This is a genomic window from Veillonella parvula, assembly GCF_040097785.1.
Classification (GTDB): Bacteria; Bacillota; Negativicutes; order Veillonellales; family Veillonellaceae; genus Veillonella; species Veillonella parvula_D.
Window position 1 is genome coordinate 177567 of sequence record NZ_JBBNNS010000001.1, and the last position, 19042, is coordinate 196608.

Here is a 19042-nt window from a genome sequence, read left to right on the forward strand (position 1 = left end):
GAATTTGATGTTAGATTTAGTGGTAGGCACCATAACCACAGGCCTTTTATGGTCTTTGTTAGCGGTCGGTGTATTCATAACCTTCCGCGTATTAGATGTGGCTGACTTAACCGTGGAAGGTACGTTCCCAATGGGGGCAGCCATTTCTGCTATTTTAATTACAAGTGGTATGAATCCAATCCTTTCCATTTTACTTGCCGGTGTGGGTGGTATGATAGCCGGTGCTGTAACAGGTTGGATTCATACAAAATTAAAAATTCCTGCATTATTGGCTGGTATTTTGACAATGATTGCATTGTACTCTGTAAACCTTCACATCATGGGCAAAGCTAATGTATCTTTGCTTCGTATGGATACAATTTATACGATTCTTGGTGGATTTTTCCATACGCCGAATATGTGGTCTGCAGCCATCGTAGGTATTATCGTTGCTGTAGTAGTATGCTTGTTCTTATTTTGGTTCTTCGGTACCGAAATTGGTACAGCCTTACGTGCTACAGGTGTTAACCCTCAAATGATTCGCGCTCAAGGCGTAAATACTGATAATATGATCGTTCTTGGCCTTTTGATTTCCAATGGTTTTGTTGGTATGTCTGGGGCTCTTATCGGTCAATTCCAAGGCTTTGCTGATGTAGGTATGGGTATTGGTACCATCGTTATTGGTTTGGCTTCTGTAATCATCGGTGAAGTAGTGTTTGGTACGAAATCCTTCGTACGCAGTCTCATCGCCGTAGTACTTGGTTCTATTGTATATCGTATCGTTATTGCAGCCGTTCTCTACATGGGTATGCCACCAAATGATTTGAAATTATTCACTGCAATTCTTGTTGCCATCGCGCTTTCCTTACCTACATTGAAAGCAAAATGGTTGGCTCGTTAAGGAGGACACTATGTTAGAAGTAAAAAATATGGTAAAAACCTTCTTTAAGGGCACAATTAATGAAAAGACTGCATTACAAGGCATTAATCTTCGTCTAGAAGAGGGTGATTTTTGTACTGTCATTGGTGGTAATGGTGCTGGTAAAAGTACTTTGTTAAACTCCATTGCTGGTGTATTTCCAGTAGATGAAGGATCCATTACAATTAATGAGATTGATGTGACAAAAATGCCAGAATACAAACGTGCTAAATACATTGGTCGTGTATTCCAAGACCCTATGGTTGGTACTGCTGGTAATATGCAAATCGAGGAAAACTTGATTCTTGCTATGCGTCGTGGTAAAAGATTAGGTCTTAAATGGGCTTTCAAAGATAGTGAACAAGCATTTTTCAAGGAGCGTCTTGCATTATTAGGCTTAGGCCTTGAAGATCGTTTATCTGCTCGTATGGGCTTACTATCTGGTGGTCAACGTCAATCTATTACATTGTTAATGGCTACCATGCTTCGTCCAGAACTCTTATTGCTAGATGAGCATACGGCGGCACTTGACCCTAAAACTGCAGAAAATGTATTGCAACTAACAGATAAACTCGTTGCAGAACATAATCTAACAACTCTTATGATTACCCATAATATGCGTGATGCATTGCGATTTGGTAATCGCCTCATCATGATGGATGCTGGTCGAATCATCTATGATGTAAAAGGGGAAGAAAAGAAACAATTAACTGTTGCGGACTTACTTCAAAAGTTCGAGGTAGCTGGTGAAAATGCACTGAGCGACCGCATGGTGCTAGGTGCTAAATAATAGAAGGAAGTTCTAATCTATTTTTTGTTCAATTACTGTATTTTTGCTTTACAAGATAGGGCAGATACTGTATACTAAATTAGGTCGTAAGACATATCGTAAGCTAAGTATTCGATTCTCCAACGGTTACTTAAGCTTATCGGGATTATAATTTTTTAGGAGGTAACATTAATGTTAACTACAGAAGCTAAATTAGCAGTAATTAAAGAATACGCTACTCATGAAGGTGACACTGGTTCTCCAGAAGTACAAGTTGCGATTTTAACAAGTCGCATTCAATACTTAACTGAGCACTTGAAAGAGCACAAAAAAGACCATCATTCTCGTCGTGGTTTGTTGAAATTGGTTGGTCAACGCCGTAACATGCTTGACTACCTTCGTCGTAAAGATATCGAACGTTATCGTTCTCTTATCGAACGCCTTGGTCTTCGTAAATAATAAAGTTAGCCGTCCTAAAGGACGGCTTTTTTATTTTGAATTGGCTATTTAGCTTTAATTGATATATAATTAGAAGGTATACATATAAGAAGATTTTTAGGAGGAATAGGAATGGAACAATTCCAAATGGACCTAGCTGGTCGTATGCTTACGATTGAGACTGGGGAACTTGCAAAACAAGCTAGCGGTGCTGTAATGGTTGGCTATGGCGATACTCGTGTACTCGTTACTGCTACAGGTTCTAAAGAGGCGAAGGACATCGATTTCTTCCCACTTACAGTAGACTATGAAGAAAAAATGTATGCGGTTGGTCGTTTACCAGGGGGGTTCATTAAACGTGAAGCGCGTCCACCTGAGTCTGCAATCTTGAATAGCCGTTTGATTGACCGTCCTATTCGTCCATTATTTAATAAAGGTGTACGTAATGAAGTACACGTAGTAGCAACAGTTATGTCTGTGGACCAAGATTGTGATCCAGCCATTTGTGGTATGATTGGCGCTTCTGCGGCATTGTCTATTTCTGATGTTCCTTGGAATGGTCCTATTGCAGGCGTTCGTATGGGACGTATCAATGGTGAATTTGTTGTAAATCCAACGAAAGCACAATTAGAAGAAACAGATCTTAATATCGTTGTAGCTGGTACTAAAGATGCTATCCTCATGGTTGAAGGTGGCGCTGAAGAAGTACCGGAAGATATCATTCTTGAAGTTATCATGGCAGCTCACGAAGAAATCAAAAAAATCGTAGCATTCCAAGAAGATATGACTGTAAAAGTAGGTAAGGAAAAACGCGTATTTGAATGTAAAGATGTTCCTGCTGAAATTAGTGATGCAGTTCGTGCCTATGGTCATGATAAACTTGATGCTGCAGTTCGTTGTGCAGATAAACAACAACGCGATGCACAAGAAAATGAAGTACGGGCAGATGTATTAGCTCACTTTGAAGAAATCTACCCAGATAACTTGGCTGATGTAAATAAAGCATTTGATGCAATGACAAAAGAAATCGTGCGTCATATGATTACTGTTGAAAAAATCCGTCCAGATGGTCGTCAACTTGATGAAGTTCGTCCAATCTCTTGCCGTACAGGCGTATTACCTCGTACACATGGCTCTGGCTTGTTTACACGTGGACAAACTCAAGTATTAAATGTCACAACAGTAGCACCTTTATCTGAAAAACAAACTATCGATGGTCTTGGTGTTGAAACTGAAAAACGTTATATTCATCATTATAATTTCCCATCCTTCTCCGTAGGGGAAACTCGTTCTTCCCGTGGACCTGGGCGTCGTGAAATTGGTCATGGTGCGTTGGCTGAACGCGCGTTGGTACCTGTGATTCCGAGTGAAGAGGATTTCCCATATGCTTTGCGTTTAGTATCTGAAGTATTGGAATCTAATGGTTCTAGCTCCATGGCTTCCGTATGTGGTTCTACATTATCTTTGATGGATGCTGGTGTACCTATTAAAGCGCCTGTAGCTGGTATCGCTATGGGTCTTGTAACTCAAGGGGAGCACTATACAATTTTAACAGATATTCAAGGCATGGAAGATGCTCTTGGAGATATGGACTTTAAAGTTGCTGGTACAGCTAAAGGCGTAACAGCAATTCAAATGGATATCAAGATTTCTGGATTATCCCGTGAAATCCTTCAAGAAGCATTAGAACAAGCTCACAAAGGCCGTATGCATATCATGGGCATCATGCTTGATACAATTGCTGAACCACGTCAACAAATGTCCCAATACGCTCCACGTATTATTACAATGAAAATTGATCCTGATAAGATTCGTGACGTAATCGGTTCTGGCGGTAAAGTAATTCGTAGTATTATCGAAGAAACAGGCGCTAAAATTGACATCGAAGATGATGGTACAGTGTTTATCGCTTCTGTAGAACAAGAAGGGGCTGCAAAAGCTCAAGAAATTATCACAAACCTTACTAAAGAGGTTGAAGTAGGTGAAGTATACCTTGGTAAAGTAACTCGTTTAATGGCCTTTGGCGCATTTGTAGAAGTATTACCAGGTAAAGAAGGTCTTGTACATATTTCCAAACTTGCGAAAGAACGCGTTGAAAATGTAGAAGACGTAGTAAGTGTAGGGGATGAAATCATGGTAAAAGTTATCGAAATTGATAAACAGGGCCGTGTAAACTTGTCCCGTAAAGATTGTTTAAAATAAGAGGTGTTACATGGATATTCGTGGCTTTGAAGTAGTTTCTGCTTTTGAAGAACAAGATATCAACTTACCAACACGTAAAACAACTGAAAGCGCAGGCTATGATATTGAATGTGCTGAAGCTGTTACATTAGAACCAGGCCAAGTAGTGCTCGTTCCGACAGGTATTAAAGCTTTCATGGCATACGATGAATACCTTGCCATTCATATTCGTTCTAGTATGGCTATTAAACGCCATCTAGCACTTGTGAATAGCACAGGTATTATCGATAGTGATTACTACAATAATGAGGACAATGAAGGTCATATTATGATTGCCCTTCTAAACTTTGGCAAAGAAACAGTTACCCTTGACAAAGGGGAACGCGTTGCTCAAGGTATATTCTCTAAATACCTCCTCACTAACGATGACGATGCAACAGGCGTCCGTACAGGTGGTATCGGTAGTACTAGTACAATGTGAATTATTTAATTGCATCAACTAATATCAGGAGATATTCATTTATGAAAGAACAAGGTATTTCGAAAGAAATGGAAAGTTTTAGACGCAAAACTGCTGAAGCTTTAAATGAAAAAAAAGCTGTAAGTAGTTGTCCAAGATGTGGGCATAATGAGTTTACTCTTGGAAGAGGTATTGCTTATATCTCTGTTGATGAGTCACCTACTGGGGATCGCATATTAATAGGGGGACCAACGATTCCATCAATGATGATTATTTGTGAGCATTGTGGATATATTAGTTTTCATGCTATTGGTGCATTAGGATTAATGGATGATTTTAAACAATTATCTGTTGATTCTAATGAAACTGATAAAGAAAAGTAGGCTATTATGTGTAACCATGATGATGAAAATAATAGAGTTAAAAGTGCCAATTTAGATGTTAGTTCTGATGCATCTAACAATTTTATAGATTCGACTACATATAATATTCATCAAGATATAATAACTATTACAGAAGATCGATTAAAACTTAAAGTTAAGGATTTTCTGGAATCATTAGTTTCTTTTGACTCTTTATGGGGCTTAATTCTTACTGTTTTATCTTTATTCCTTACTTTATTAACTGCTGAATTTAAAGATACTTTTGGTATTTCTAAAGAATATTGGTCTGCAATATTCGTAGTATTATTAGTTATGTCTATAATCTATGTTATCTATAAGAGTTATACACTTTTTAATAAACGCAAGTCTGTAATGAGTATTGAAGCTTTTATTAATAGTTGTAAGAAAAAGTAATTCGTAATAAATTATCCTCTAAAATCAATTTGATTTGATTTTAGAGGATAATTTATTATGTTATTTATTTTTGACTTTAATATAGGCTTATAGGACAGAATGTGTTGTTTTTAATGATAATGCAACTAGCTGCATCGTCATTTTGTTTTTTTGAGTAAACTTTAAAGGCTGGACAAAACGTGTTGTAGAAAAGCTGAAAGCCCTTACATTTACAAGGTTGAATAGGGTTTTATCTTTCTAGGAAGATGTTATTTTTAGAAGGAGTATTTTTATGAAACAAGTTAAATGTCTTAATTGTGGTTTGAATTGTAGAAAACACGGTAGAACTAATGCGGGTTCCAAAAGGTGGATTTGTAAATAATGTAAGTGTTTTTTTACGAATATAATTACAAAAACTGATGTTGAGTTACAAAGATTTTTAAATTGGTTATTTGGTAAGACGATTCAAAGTGAAATGTCTGGATAAGGTCGTAGTTTTCGTAGAACTGTGGCAAAATTTTGGAACCCTTGGACCTTGCCTCCAAAAGTTGAAATGTCGAGCACTGTTGTGTTTGTTGATGGATTTTATCTAGCTAGAAATGCTTGTATTTTAATTTGTTGTAACGAAAAACATGTTTTAGGATAGTATGTATGTAGATATGAATATTCTAGGGCTTGGCATGCTTTATTACAACGAATATCTAGTCCTTTAGTTATTATTTCTGATGGTGGTACAGATTTTCAAAAAGCATTATTAGTCAAAAAAACAGGCTCTATAATAAATGTTGGGGTGACACTATAACAATGTCACCTCCAGCATTATTTTTTTACCCAAAATAAGCATACAAGACTCACATGCTTTACAATAAAAGTGTCAAAGTCCTAAAGAAAGAATGTGAGCTTATTTGCCTACTATTGATTATACTTGAATTTTTACATAATCATAATATAAAACAAGAGTTTATTACAAATAGTTACGAACTAGATGGAACATTTATTTTTGATATAGAATTATCAGTAACACCACATATTTGTCCGAAATGTGGTGAAATTACAAAACATATTAAGGATTATCGCATACGTACGGTGAAGTTTGGAAAAGTACAGCGTGGCTCATGAATTGGAAAATATAGACAGCGTCGTTATATTTGCCCTCATTGTAAGCACGCATTTGCTGAAAGTAATCCATTTGTTCGAAAACATATGCAACTAAGTGTAACTAATATTCAGCAGCTATTTGATAAACTTACCGAAAGTTTAACCTATACCGCTATTGCTAAAGAGTGTGACAACTCTATTACTACTGTATTACGCTATTGTTCTATGATTACTATATTAAAGCCCAAAATACTACCTACTGTTATTGGTATTGATAAATTTAAAGGTAATGCAGAGGAATACCACTACCAAGTCAATTTAACTAATCCAGATACACATGAAATCTTAGATATTTTACCAAAACGTGATACACAAGCATTAATCCGCTATTTCGCATCATTTAAACATAAGGATCGCCTACAAGTTAAGTTTATTGTAATGGAGATGTCTATACAATTTAAACGCATCATGGAGATGCTATTTCCGCATACACATATTATTTGTGATCGATACCATGTGTGTCGACTTGTAGATTGGGCAGTAGAGCGAGTTAAAAAGTGTGAACAACATAAACTAGCTACTCATTCACGCATGTTAAAACAGAATAGATGTGTACTAATGAAACATCCAGACTATTTAACGGAAGCTGAACACATTAAGCTCTGTGAAATACTCCGAATTTCTGATGATTTACGAAAAGCATATGACTTAAAGCTCTTTTTTAGAAAAATCTTTTCAACCTATGGTAAACAAGGTATCACTACACATTTAACCCATTGGTTAGAATTAGTAAAAGCATCTGCATTGAATGAATTTAATAACTTCTTTACATCATTTCCTGCGTGGATAAAGCAATTAACTAATGCTTTCTTACTACCATATTCTAATGGATATACAGAGGGAACTAACAACAAAATTAAAGTATTAAAACGAATAAGCTATGGACTTCGCCACTTTGGTAGATTTAGAGTACGTCTTCTACTTTTGAGCAAAAAGAATGGCACCAACCATACATATGATTGGTGCCAAAGAAGACTCGTAGGGTGAACACCCCAACATTTGACAGAGAGCCAAATTTGTAACAGGTTTTGTCTTATAACCCAAATATGATATCAACTATAATTTATTTCAGTAAGTCTAATGATGAAAACAAGATGAAATAGTGATATAATTAATTAAAATTAACCCATTTTAAATAATATAATTGTGAGAGCTAATAAAAGATTCTAAGAAAAAATTTTATAATAGTTACAATAAATTATTAACTAATACTTAAAGTATCTAGATTTAATGGTAGATAAGGTAGGTGGTTTATTTTAATAGTATAGTGATTTATTTAAGGTTAACTTTCCTTAATATTAGGTTCTTAGGATGATAAATAATATTATTTTTAATGGTAAATCTATGTCATTACGAATACTATATATTCAATATAATAAGGTTATTCGTATTTAGTTAAATAATTAAAGGTGTATTAATGAAATTAAAGAGATTAGAGTTAAATAATATTGGTGGAATAAAACATCTATCGTTAGAACTTAATAGCCATATTAATGTTATTTGTGGAATGAATGGTATAGGTAAAAGTACCATTCTCAAGTCTATTTTATCATCTATTCCTGCAACAAGAACAAGGGTTAAGCCGAATGTAGATTCAAATAATGGAGAAATAATTTTTACATATGATGATTCAAAGAGGTTTATTGTCAATATATCGAATAAATCTCCATCAGATTATGATTTAATTAACAATAATAATGAATTTTATACTCCAGGAGAAATTATTTTTTTTGATACAGAAAGGAATATAGAGTATAAAAAGTTAAAACAAATTGAATTAGAGCCAGAGTTATTCTATTCAAGAGATAATTCTGACAGAGGTTATGAATTTAGCTTAGGTGTTAAATTGGAAAATATAAAAGATTGGTTTTTAATGTTAGCTCTTCATGCTGAATCAATACATGAACACTTATCATCATATCAATCTGATTATTTCGATGCTGCTATTGCTGCATTGAATATTTTAAGCTCTGGAGAATTGCATTATAAATGTATTGATTACAGTACAAATGAGATATTGTTGAAAGATGTTCACTATAATAGTCCAATAATTTTTGAGTATTTGTCTAGTGGATATAAAAGTTGTATATATATAATTTGGGGAATCATAAAAGAAATAAAAGAAAGATTTGATATTACGCTTAATAAATCTGATCATGGAAAACATAATATTAAAGAGTTTGATGGAATAGTTATTATTGATGAGATTGACTTACATTTGCATCCGGTTTGGCAAAAAGAAATTGTTGGAATATTAAGTAAGATTTTTTCTAATGCACAATTTATTATTTCTACTCATAGTCCTTCAGTATTACAGAATTTAGATAAATCTGCAATAATTCCTTTAACATTAAATGATCAGGGCATTATAACAATTAACTCATTAGATTTAAGTGATTATGGTTTACAAGGTTGGACATTTGAGGAGATTTTAATTTATGTAATGGGAGATAATAAATTAGAAACTGATTTATATAGAAATTATATAGATGAGTTTGTTAGTTCTGTTAAAAGTAAGGATAAAAATCATGCAAAGCACTGTTTTAATGAATTAAAAAAAATGCTACATCCTTCCAATCCACAATTAGTTTTGTTGGAATATCAACTTAAAGGTGTATTAAATGATTAAGCTTGTTAGACCACTTAAACCTCAACAACTAGATGATGAAACTATTAGGTTATTAACGGAAAAATTTATTAATAATCGAAAAGAATCTGTATGGAATCAACCATATATAAAAGATACTCTATTGGAGTCTTCATATGGGAAATGTTGTTATTGTGAATGTAAATATGATAAAGGGAATCTTCATATAGAACATTTTCATCCTAAAAGTCTATATCCTGATGAAGTTGTTTGTTGGGAAAATTTATTGCTTTCCTGTGCTAAATGTAATCGTGCTAAAGGCACTTTAGATACTGTTAACAATAAGTTAGTTAATCCATATGATGATGATCCTAAAGATTATATTGGCATAAATAAAGAGTACATACTAATAGGTGTTGATCAAAATGGAGTTGGGGAGTTCTTCATAAATACTATATATAAAAATGGATATGTATTTAAATTGGCTTTACAATATCATACTATTTATACTCAATTTCAAATAGATCTTGAGGATTTATATAATATATATAATGCTAGAGATATAGATGAGAATTCAGACTCGCTTGTCTTTAAACTATGTAATATATTGGAGATGGTACAATCTGATAAACCTTATAGTGGGGCATTATCAGCTTTAGTTATTAATAATTCAAATTTTATTTATTTAAAAAATAAGATTGAAAGTTCACTTTCTGAAGATTTAATTTCTGACTTTTATTATCTTTATAATGAGGCGCTAAATAATGCATTAAGATTTTTTCCGTAGTTTTTTGTTATTAGAAATGTTGAATATTAAAATTAATACTGTATTATTATGTTTTGGAATTTGTAATAATCATCATTATATAATTAGTAAATAATCAGCTAGTAGAAAGGGAAAGTAACAAAATAGCCCCATTTCAGTGCACTAAAAATAAGAAATACCAAGAAAACATAGGAATTTATATCTTGAATTGCAATAAGTAATGAGACAAAATTAAATCAATTTTCTAATCTCATGTTTTAACATGTCAAATGGTGTTTTAAACCCAAAGCATTTCCTAGGTCGATTATTAATCAACATTAGTGCTTCTGTTAGTTTATCTAGTGTTACTTTAGCTAAATCGGTTTTCTTAGGAAAAAATTCTCGAAGTAAACCATTACTATTTTCATTAGAACCACGTTGCCATGCTGCATAAGCATCAGAAAAATACATTGGTATTCCGAACTCGGCTTCAACTTGTTCATAGCACGCAAATTCTTTACCACGGTCCACCGTAAAGGTTTTAAGTAATTTACTGGTTAATGTGTTGTATAGAGAACTAATAGCTAAAAATATAGAATCTTTAGTTTTATCATCCATTTTTATTGTTACATAGAATCGAGTTTTACATTTAACAAACGTAGCTAAACGGCCTTTACTTTGACCTCTGGAAGAAACTATTGTATCTAGTTCCCAATGACCAAAATCCTCCTGGTCTTTAACCTCTTGAGGACGTTCTTTAATGGTTCTTTTAACATTGAATCATCCACGCTTTTCTTGTGTACCGGATTTTTCCCTTTTAGGTGAAGTACTGTTTCCGTTAGAGTAAGAAAACCACGATGGATCAAGAAATATATCGTCTTAAAGCTCAGAATTCCAACTAATTCAACACCAATTAATTCTTATGGAGAACAAGTTTGTTGTAAGATGGATTCAATTAAAGCCGCTAATTGAGGTGTTAACTTTATTGGTATTCCTTTATTAGCAGACTACTATTTGCCACCTGCTATGCTTTAATCGTAGAGTATTCGCCTTCAACGCGATTTAATTCTCTTGCTACAGTAGAATGGTGGATACAGATTAAACTAGCAATTTTACGAACAGAGTACCTTTCTTTTCTTAAAATTTCTATTTGACTTCGTTTATCTATGGTAAGAGGTTATCGCTCATATTAGAGAACTCCGTGCCATGTATTTGTGGTTATTTACATTTTACACGAGAGCTCTAATATGAGTCTTTTTATTTGCCGCAATATATTTTGCAATTCATCATATTAAAAAGGAGGCAACTATTTTACGGTAAAATTGTATTTTGTAGTAGTCTCTTTATGTGTATAAACTTGGACATAAATTTTTTTATAATAAATATGAAAAATTTAAAACGTATAGTTATGAAATGATAGAAAAATTTAATTGAACAATGAAAATTAAATGAAGAGATGATATAATTATAATAAAATATTTGATAAATATGGGTAGAAGCGTAGGAAATTTTATGGATTCAAAGATTAAGAAACAACCACTTTATCAAGGTCAATTTGATTCAATAACTCATAATGATCGATTAAACAGATTTAATAGTCAACAAGGTCATGGATATGCTGCAGAACAAGGAAATGATTTATGGGATCGAATGCTAGGAAATGAGGCAAAAATCTTAGGTGATGATAATGCTAAAAATGGGGCTGATAGATTAGTTAATGGCAAGTTAATTCAAACAAAGTATTGTCAAAATGCTCGAGCATCTATTGATGCTGGATTTAAAAATGGTCAATATAGATATCTTGATACAAATGGTAACCCAATGCAATTAGAAGTACCTAGTGATCAATATGAAGAAGCTGTTAAAATTATGGCTAAGAAAATAGAAGATGGTAAAGTTCCAAATTGTAATAATCCTAGCAAGGCAAAAGATTTAGTGCGGAAGGGAAATATAACATTAGAGCAAGCAACTAATTTAGCTAAGGCAGGTACAATTGAATCCTTAACTTTTGATGCAATTAATGGTATGGTAATTGGAACAAGTGCTGCCGGAATTTCTGCAACTATAACTTTTGCACGTGCTTTATGGAATGGTGAAGAGCTTAATTCTGCTATCGATAATGCTGTATTCATAGGTATTCAAGCAGGAGGTAGTGCTTTTATAATATCTTTAGTGTCTGCACAACTCACTAAAACTAATTTAAATACTATATTATTAGAGCCTTCAATAGAAATGGTAAAAGCTTTACCAAGTGTTGTAAGATCAAACTTATTAGCAACTATGAGAAATGGTGCACCTATTTTTGGAGCTGCAGCCAGCAATAATTTATCAAAATTATTACGTGGAAATTTAATTGTTTCTGCAGTTACGTCACTAGTTTTATCAAGTCAGGATATTCTTAACTTTGTTAGCGGTAAAATCTCAGGCAAACAATTATTTAAAGAAGTGACTACTATAGTTTCTGGTGTTGTTGGGACAACTGTTGGAGCAACCGGTACTACAGCATTAGCTGGTGCATTGGGGTTATCTTTAGGTCCAATTGGGGCTGCTATTACATCTATTGTTGGGGGAATAATAGGCGCTGGTATGAGTACAGCTGTATCAAAAAATATATTAGACCGATTTATTGAGGATGACGCTATAGAACTAGTACGAATTATAAATAAACAATTTTCAATATTAGCATTTGATTATCTATTGAGTGAAGAAGAGATTGAGTTATCATTAGAAGTTTTAAGAGGATGCTTAATACAGAGTAAGTTATTAGAAATGTTTGCCGCAAAAAATAGGGAATTATTTGCAGATGAACTTATACTTGAATGTATAAACTCTGTAATAATATGGAGAACGAAAGTTGGAGTACCTAGTCAATCACAATTTGTGGATGGAGTAAGTAGAGTCATTATAGGTCTAGAAAATAATACTTTTACTCTATCTAGTTCTTCTAATATCAACTCACAAGATATTGCAAAAAGGTTATTAAATCATAATATAAGTGATTTTGCTGCAAAAAAAGCTTGGTATGTTACTAAACAGTTTAATTCTATCGGAGTACAGGAAGAGATGATTCAATCTAAGATAAAAGAAGATGAAATTAAACATTCAAGAAATATTAATATGATACAAAATAAATTACATGATAGTAAAGAAATTTTTAATGAGTCAATAAATCGTATGACAGAAAAGTAAAATTGAATAATTTGATAATTATAGTAATCTCTGGAGTAAATAAATGAATGAGTTAAATATTATTAATAGTGAAGTTGTTACATTTGAAGATAAAGATTTCTTTAATAATCAAATAGATTTAATCATTGGTCAACATAAGAATAATCGACAAACAATTAATCGTCTTGTTTTTGATAGTATGGCCTTATTAACAGATGCAGATACCGCCAGTGATACGTTAGCAGAAAAAGGGTTCTTTAAACGTTTAGTAGGATCACTTACCGGATCTAATAGAAAACTTGAAACAATCATTAATCAGAATCGTAGTAAAGCACAGTATTTGGCACAACAAACTCTACAGAAATTAGCTGAACAGAATTTATTATCTTTTGATTTGATTGCCAGTGTAAATAATAAATTGAACTTTCATGTAGAACAATTAAATAGTGAAATCGAAAACATTTATAATGGTTTAAATAAATTTATAACCATGTATAAAGGGCATTTGGTACAAATTGAATCGAGACTTGACACATTAGAACGAAATGTTAATTTATTGACATGGACTACCTCTATAGAGTATCAAACCTTTGAAGGAACTCCATATAATGAATTAGATGAATTAACTAAGATGATTTGTATTGTTCGTGATTTTTACGAAATAACTAAAGGTGTTTGGAGAACTAGTGACTTATTATTATTAAAGACAACTATTAGTTCTTTAAACCTATTACCTAATGATCAGATAAATTATATAGATACATTAATTTCTATACATGATAATCCTATTATTAGAGCCAAGTTATTAGGTGATTCTGCAATAGGTATAAAAGAAGATTTTAGTGAGTCTTTATTGGCGATGGATATTTTAAGAAAATTAAATTTATTAGAATCTGATGAAAAATATCAAATTGATTTATGTAAAAAATATGTATCTGAAGTAGTTGATGACCTTTCTGTGAGAAATGATTTATTAAAAATATATTTCGTGGATACTAAAGGTATTAATGGAAATCAAAATATTAATCGATATGATTTTCTACTAGATTTATTGTATAACTTAAAATCAGCAGAAGATCAATTCTTATTAGTAGATAATAGCAGTGCTGATAAATATACAGTATATATAAATCAAGAGAAACAAAGAGAAGCAGTACGTTTGTACGAGGAGGGAAAGAGAGCGTTAGAAGAAAAAGATTATGATAGTGCTTATAAATTTTTCCAAACAAGCGTTGATTTGGGAAATATAGATGCAATCTATGAATTAAGTGAGTGCTATTATTGGGGAAGAGGTAGCGATATTAATTATGATAAATCGATATCTCTAATTAGGCTTGGTCTAGATAAGGAAAATAATAATTGCTTGTTTTTAATGGGGCGAGCTTTTGACAATGGTAATGGAATTGATAAAGATATAGATAAAGCGAAAACTTACTATAGAAGAGTTATAGATGAATGCTCTGATAAGAAAGTTATTAGTAAAGCACAAGGTAATTTAGCGATTATTCTATGGAATGAAATTAATTCTGAATCAGATAAATTAACTGTGATTCAGTTATACAAAGAATCTATAAAGAATGGAAATGAAGTTTCAATGTATAATTTAGGAAAGATTTTTGATGATGGAAATAAAGTCGATAGGGATTATTTAGTTGCATACGATTACTATAGAATGGCGGCAGAGCATAATTATCCTGATGCACAGGCAGAATTAGGTTGGATGTATGAGAAGGGGCATGGCGTTCCGCAAGACTATTATAAGTCTTCATATTGGTATAATTTAGCTGCTAAAAATAATCATCTTGTAGCTATGGTTAATTTAGGTAACCATTATATGAATGGTAATGGAGTAGAATGCAATAAAGAAAAAGGCTTTTCTTTATATATGAGAGCTTATGCCCTTAGAAAAAATGATGAATCAATTCCAACTTTATTATATTTAATTGCAAATTCCTATGAGTTTGGTAATGGAGTTGCTAGAGATTGTCAAGAAGCTATACGTTGGTATGAAAGGGCTAGAGATGCAGGGAATCCGGATTCTCAGTTATGCATAGATAGATTATTGAATTGTATTGTTCAACTTTAAAAGGTCAAATATGATATGTTATAAGGAATTTCAAGGTAAAAATATTTCAATGTTTAATGAGATGGAATTAATTGATTCATATAAACATAGTTTGAATTGTTGTTTAGTTAAAGATTTAAAAACATTAGATAGTGAAATTTTAGGGTTTTATGATAACCAAACTAAAAAAATTTCTCTAATCATGCCTGTATATACTATTATTATTAATAATAATGAGCTTAATTTGGATGGTGTTAGTTATAATTTACTTACGGATACGTTTCATGATAAATTTAAATCTATAATTGAAAATAAGTTTGATGTCTTTATATCTTTATGTCCTAAGTGTAAACTTGATGGATCAAGAGCTTATTTTATGCGTATTTATTGTTTTAGTAAAGATAATGATTGTTATAAGTCTAGAGAAAAAGCAGATACTATATTATCATTTATAAAACAAGAGTATATAAATTCTTTAGATGATATTTTTATTAAATTAGATTATGTAATATTAAATATAGATCCTTGTGCACTACAATTAGAAAAGTATGAGAAGTTATATTGATTAAAAGTGTTCTGAACACTAGTGAAAATATATTTACTTATAAAGGATAGAGTAGCTTGTATTAATTATTGTTTATAGATTAGTTTGCGACGTAGTCGCGAACCATAAAACCACCCGCTATGTGGGTGCAGTAACGAAAGTTATATAAAAAATCGCCTTGCTTAAGTATAATGTAGGTGTTCAAGCCGCATTATATGCAAAAGAAAGGTGATTTTATATGGCAACAAAGACACAGAGTTTTGAGCACACAAAATGGTTATGCAAATACCACATAGTATTTACACCTAAATATAGACATTAAGTCCTAAATTGCAATATAAAATTGAACAGTATGTAAATCCACTACTTTATTAACTTCTTCTAAAAAGATTTCTTGTGGTGTTTTGTAATGTAATATCTTACGTGGTAAGTTATTACACCAATGAATAGTTCGGCGTAGTGTATGTTCTGAGATACCTTCTATTCGTTTTCCTTTCGGAATAAAACGACGAAGTAAACCGTTATGTCTTTCGTTAGAGCCTCGCTCCCAAGCTGAATAGGGCCTTGCAAAATAGATAGATAGTATCTCATCTTCAAGATCAGATATATCCGCAAATTCTAAACCATTATCGGCGGTTATCGTCTTACATAACAATCTTAACTCCACATTGTTTCTAAACGTACTTAACCACGTTTCTAGTGTTTCTTTTACATCACTGGCACGTGCTGACGGACAACGTAACGCTACATATAATCTACTTTTTCGTTCTATTAAAGAAATCAATACATCATCTGTTTTATCTTTTGTTCCACGAACAGTGTCTATTTCCCAATGACCAAACTCTTCTCGAGTTTCAATCGTAGCATCACGAAGTTCTATTGATTTTCCTAGTTCACGTTTATACTTACTCGAAACGAACTTTCTTAGTGAGCGACGTGTTACTAGAGGTAGATTAATAGCTTTTACCCTAAGTAGTCCTTGATGAAGATAGTTATATAAAGTTTTAGTACAAACCATTTCATTACGTGCAAATATACACTGACGTTTAGCATATCCAACAGCAGCATCAAAGGACCAATGTTCTTTACATACTTTTTCTTCAACCCAGAGTATGAAAGACTCTATGGAGCCTAACTTCATTGTATTAAATGAGCCAAGACGTTGTTGTTCATATGTTAATTGCCCTGAATCTGCTAAATATACAAGACGAGCTTTACCTTGTCGAATTTGGATAACCGAACCACGTTTTAGTTCTGTATAAATAGTGGTTCTAGAGCGTCCTAATACGGTGGCAATAGCTGTAACAGAATCGCCAGCGGCGATTCTCTTTTCTACATAAAAGCGTTCTTCTAGGTTTAAGTGTTTGTTTGTACGTAATGTCGTGTTATGATTAATATAGTACATAGTGATTACCTCGGTTAGATTATGTTTGGTCACTTAAATCATAACACAAGGTTCACTATGGATTTTTTAGTTGTTCAATTTCATTCTACAATTAAGCAAAATTTAATAATATCATTAACCACGGATTTATGATTCGTGGTTTTTAATGTCTGTAATTCTTTTGCATAATACTATATAATATTTATTATAGTTAGTAGAACAATTCGGGAGGCTTTATGAAACAGGAGTCAAAACAAAAAAAGAATGTAGGTACATCAGTTATGGGGAATAACATTGAGACTACACAAAATACCATGCACGTATTGGATGAGAATAAGGTTCTTAAAAAGAGTTATGAAGATGTAGTATATATATCTCAACCTTTTGGGGCGACCTCGTTAAACACATTGGCAGCGCGAGCTTTGTTATTTGGACTAAATCCTGTATCTTTAAAAAAGGCGCGTGTCCTTGAGCTTGGATGTTCTTTTGGGGGAAATATTATTTCTCAAGCTTTATACTATCCTGAAGCGTCTTTTACGGGCATCGATTTATCTTCTTCCCAGGTTAAGATGGGAAATGAACTGATTGCGTCGATGGGACTATCTAATATACATTTGCTTGAGAAGGATATTCTAGATATTGATGATTCATTCGGCACCTTTGACTATATTATTGTACATGGTATTTGGTCCTGGGTTCCGGATGTGGTAAAAGATAAAATTCTATCGATCTGTAATAAGAATTTATCCGACAATGGTGTAGCTTATGTATCATATAATACGTATCCTGGATGGAAACGATTAGAGCAGTATCGAGAAATCATGCAATATGCAGAACAAAAAGAGTTAGAGCTACCGTTGATGGAACGGACTTTATATACGAAGAATATATTGAAGCTCGTAGCGGATACAATGGGATTAGATAATCGGATAAGTCAAAAAGCGAGTTATAAAATTGATAACATCCAAAATGTGTTGAGCTCTAACGATTATTATGTGGCTCATGAATATTTAGAGCCTTTTAATGATCCTGTATATGTACATGAATTTATAAAACGTGCCAATGACCAAGGTTGTGCCTATATAGGGGATGTATTTCTTTCACGATCTTTCATAAGTTGGTTACCGGAGGATATTCACGATAATATAGCTCAATTGGCAAATGATGATTATATTGCAAAAGAGCAATATTATGATTACATTTATGATACGCAGTTTAGAATGTCCCTGTTAACGAAAAATAAACATAGTAAAAAGATTGTTCGTAATGAACGAGTTAGTATAGATGTATTATCAAAATTATATTATTGCAGCGTTGTCAACACTGGTATTCCTTCTAATATGACGGATAGTATCCATATTGCTATTAAAGAGGTTATGGATCGAGGGGATATATTTACTGTTCAGGATATAGTAGATCATATACATAGAAAGTTGCCTGGTTATACTATCGAAATGGACAGAGTTTATTCTCGTTTACTATATTTGATTATTGTAGATAATCTTGACATGTACGCCGAACCATATGAAAGAGTTGCTTTCGAAGATAATAAGGTGTATATACCTCAACGTTTTATAGATTTTATTTCTACTATAGTAGAAAAAGAAGGCAGCTCCTATATTGGTATAGGAGACATGTACAATAAAGTACAACAAGATATAGATAATGGATTTCTCTTTGTAATAAAGCAAATGGTGGAGCCTACAACAAGAAAAAAGATTCTTGCTATTATGGATGACAATATTACAGTTCAGCGTCATACGCGGGATAATATTGATTTTATTGTTCCTAATAAAGTGTATTTAGAGGAAATTTTACAACGTATAAGAATGCTCGGGTTTTTACATAAAATAGAAGATTAGAGGTATA

Annotated in this window: 14 protein-coding genes and 4 pseudogenes; 16 read left to right on the plus strand and 2 right to left on the minus strand. The window is 32.6% G+C overall.

From position 1 onward, the window contains the following. Positions 1-7 precede the first annotated feature (7 nt). The 11 genes and pseudogenes from AAA071_RS00785 (at position 8) to AAA071_RS00835 (ending at position 10054) form a co-directional block, all read left to right on the plus strand. On the plus strand, positions 8-880 hold the full coding sequence (locus tag AAA071_RS00785) for an ABC transporter permease (RefSeq protein WP_349234001.1): 873 nt from the start codon (positions 8-10) through the stop codon (positions 878-880). Positions 881-890: 10 nt separating this feature from the next. Beyond that, positions 891-1688, plus strand: coding sequence for an ABC transporter ATP-binding protein (locus tag AAA071_RS00790; RefSeq protein WP_119562894.1), 798 nt, complete (start codon positions 891-893; stop codon positions 1686-1688). A 171-nt stretch (positions 1689-1859) separates the two neighbouring features. Continuing rightward, entirely contained in the window at positions 1860-2126 is a 267-nt protein-coding gene (rpsO, locus tag AAA071_RS00795) for a 30S ribosomal protein S15 (RefSeq protein WP_004692991.1), read from the plus strand. 111 nt (positions 2127-2237) lie between these two features. Beyond that, positions 2238-4307: a polyribonucleotide nucleotidyltransferase gene (locus tag AAA071_RS00800; RefSeq protein WP_316581436.1), complete on the plus strand. Its 2070-nt coding sequence runs from the start codon at positions 2238-2240 to the stop codon at positions 4305-4307. 10 nt (positions 4308-4317) lie between these two features. Further along, a complete protein-coding gene (dut, locus tag AAA071_RS00805) occupies positions 4318-4767 on the plus strand; it encodes a dUTP diphosphatase (protein ID WP_316581435.1) in 450 nt (149 codons plus the stop codon). A gap of 41 nt (positions 4768-4808) precedes the next feature. Then, the gene (locus AAA071_RS00810) at positions 4809-5129 is read left to right on the plus strand and encodes a hypothetical protein (RefSeq protein WP_024062551.1); all 321 of its coding nucleotides are present in this window, start codon (positions 4809-4811) and stop codon (positions 5127-5129) included. A 6-nt stretch (positions 5130-5135) separates the two neighbouring features. Next, complete coding sequence (locus AAA071_RS00815) at positions 5136-5543, plus strand: hypothetical protein (RefSeq protein WP_024062550.1); 408 nt, start codon at positions 5136-5138, stop codon at positions 5541-5543. 271 nt (positions 5544-5814) lie between these two features. Beyond that, positions 5815-6276: pseudogene (locus tag AAA071_RS00820) on the plus strand (IS256 family transposase); the annotation flags it as partial. Positions 6277-6427: 151 nt separating this feature from the next. Continuing rightward, positions 6428-7667, plus strand: a pseudogene (locus tag AAA071_RS00825) (ISL3 family transposase). A 430-nt stretch (positions 7668-8097) separates the two neighbouring features. Beyond that, positions 8098-9309 (plus strand): AAA family ATPase, encoded by a 1212-nt coding sequence (locus AAA071_RS00830; protein ID WP_024062547.1) that lies wholly within the window; start codon positions 8098-8100, stop codon positions 9307-9309. Next, positions 9302-10054 (plus strand): HNH endonuclease family protein, encoded by a 753-nt coding sequence (locus AAA071_RS00835; RefSeq protein ID WP_024062546.1) that lies wholly within the window; start codon positions 9302-9304, stop codon positions 10052-10054. The genes AAA071_RS00830 and AAA071_RS00835 overlap by 8 nt, the downstream gene beginning before the upstream one ends. Before the next feature lie 210 nt (positions 10055-10264). Here AAA071_RS00835 and AAA071_RS09505 read toward each other — a convergent pair. Continuing rightward, positions 10265-11180: pseudogene (locus AAA071_RS09505) on the minus strand (IS30 family transposase). Positions 11181-11524: 344 nt separating this feature from the next. Here AAA071_RS09505 and AAA071_RS00850 point away from each other — a divergent pair. From AAA071_RS00850 to AAA071_RS00865, 4 genes and pseudogenes are all read left to right on the plus strand, one after another. Further along, the gene (locus AAA071_RS00850) at positions 11525-13201 is read left to right on the plus strand and encodes a hypothetical protein (RefSeq protein WP_316581434.1); all 1677 of its coding nucleotides are present in this window, start codon (positions 11525-11527) and stop codon (positions 13199-13201) included. Between the two features lie 43 nt (positions 13202-13244). Then, positions 13245-15266 carry a tetratricopeptide repeat protein gene (locus AAA071_RS00855; RefSeq protein ID WP_024062543.1) on the plus strand — a complete coding sequence of 674 codons (2022 nt, stop codon included), beginning with the start codon at positions 13245-13247 and terminating at the stop codon, positions 15264-15266. 10 nt (positions 15267-15276) lie between these two features. Next, positions 15277-15810 carry a hypothetical protein gene (locus AAA071_RS00860; RefSeq protein ID WP_024062542.1) on the plus strand — a complete coding sequence of 178 codons (534 nt, stop codon included), beginning with the start codon at positions 15277-15279 and terminating at the stop codon, positions 15808-15810. 217 nt (positions 15811-16027) lie between these two features. Further along, positions 16028-16105, plus strand: a pseudogene (locus AAA071_RS00865) (IS200/IS605 family transposase); the annotation flags it as partial. Between the two features lie 9 nt (positions 16106-16114). Here the strand turns inward: AAA071_RS00865 and AAA071_RS00870 are convergent. Then, on the minus strand, positions 16115-17194 hold the full coding sequence (locus tag AAA071_RS00870) for an IS30 family transposase (protein WP_024062541.1): 1080 nt from the start codon (positions 17192-17194) through the stop codon (positions 16115-16117). Positions 17195-17409: 215 nt separating this feature from the next. Here AAA071_RS00870 and AAA071_RS00875 point away from each other — a divergent pair, with 215 nt between their 5' ends. Beyond that, entirely contained in the window at positions 17410-19035 is a 1626-nt protein-coding gene (locus AAA071_RS00875) for a class I SAM-dependent methyltransferase (RefSeq protein WP_316581433.1), read from the plus strand. Positions 19036-19042: the final 7 nt, after the last annotated feature.

Bases quoted from the DNA above. Each gene is read 5' to 3' on its own strand.
- AAA071_RS00785 (WP_349234001.1), top strand. From the start codon at position 8: ATGTTAGATTTAGTGGTAGGCACCATAACCACAGGCCTTTTATGGTCT.
- AAA071_RS00790 (WP_119562894.1), top strand. From the start codon at position 891: ATGTTAGAAGTAAAAAATATGGTAAAAACCTTCTTTAAGGGCACAATT.
- rpsO (WP_004692991.1), top strand. From the start codon at position 1,860: ATGTTAACTACAGAAGCTAAATTAGCAGTAATTAAAGAATACGCTACT.
- AAA071_RS00800 (WP_316581436.1), top strand. From the start codon at position 2,238: ATGGAACAATTCCAAATGGACCTAGCTGGTCGTATGCTTACGATTGAG.
- dut (WP_316581435.1), top strand. From the start codon at position 4,318: ATGGATATTCGTGGCTTTGAAGTAGTTTCTGCTTTTGAAGAACAAGAT.
- AAA071_RS00810 (WP_024062551.1), top strand. From the start codon at position 4,809: ATGAAAGAACAAGGTATTTCGAAAGAAATGGAAAGTTTTAGACGCAAA.
- AAA071_RS00815 (WP_024062550.1), top strand. From the start codon at position 5,136: ATGTGTAACCATGATGATGAAAATAATAGAGTTAAAAGTGCCAATTTA.
- AAA071_RS00830 (WP_024062547.1), top strand. From the start codon at position 8,098: ATGAAATTAAAGAGATTAGAGTTAAATAATATTGGTGGAATAAAACAT.
- AAA071_RS00835 (WP_024062546.1), top strand. From the start codon at position 9,302: ATGATTAAGCTTGTTAGACCACTTAAACCTCAACAACTAGATGATGAA.
- AAA071_RS00850 (WP_316581434.1), top strand. From the start codon at position 11,525: ATGGATTCAAAGATTAAGAAACAACCACTTTATCAAGGTCAATTTGAT.
- AAA071_RS00855 (WP_024062543.1), top strand. From the start codon at position 13,245: ATGAATGAGTTAAATATTATTAATAGTGAAGTTGTTACATTTGAAGAT.
- AAA071_RS00860 (WP_024062542.1), top strand. From the start codon at position 15,277: ATGATATGTTATAAGGAATTTCAAGGTAAAAATATTTCAATGTTTAAT.
- AAA071_RS00870 (WP_024062541.1), bottom strand. From the start codon at position 17,194: ATGTACTATATTAATCATAACACGACATTACGTACAAACAAACACTTA.
- AAA071_RS00875 (WP_316581433.1), top strand. From the start codon at position 17,410: ATGAAACAGGAGTCAAAACAAAAAAAGAATGTAGGTACATCAGTTATG.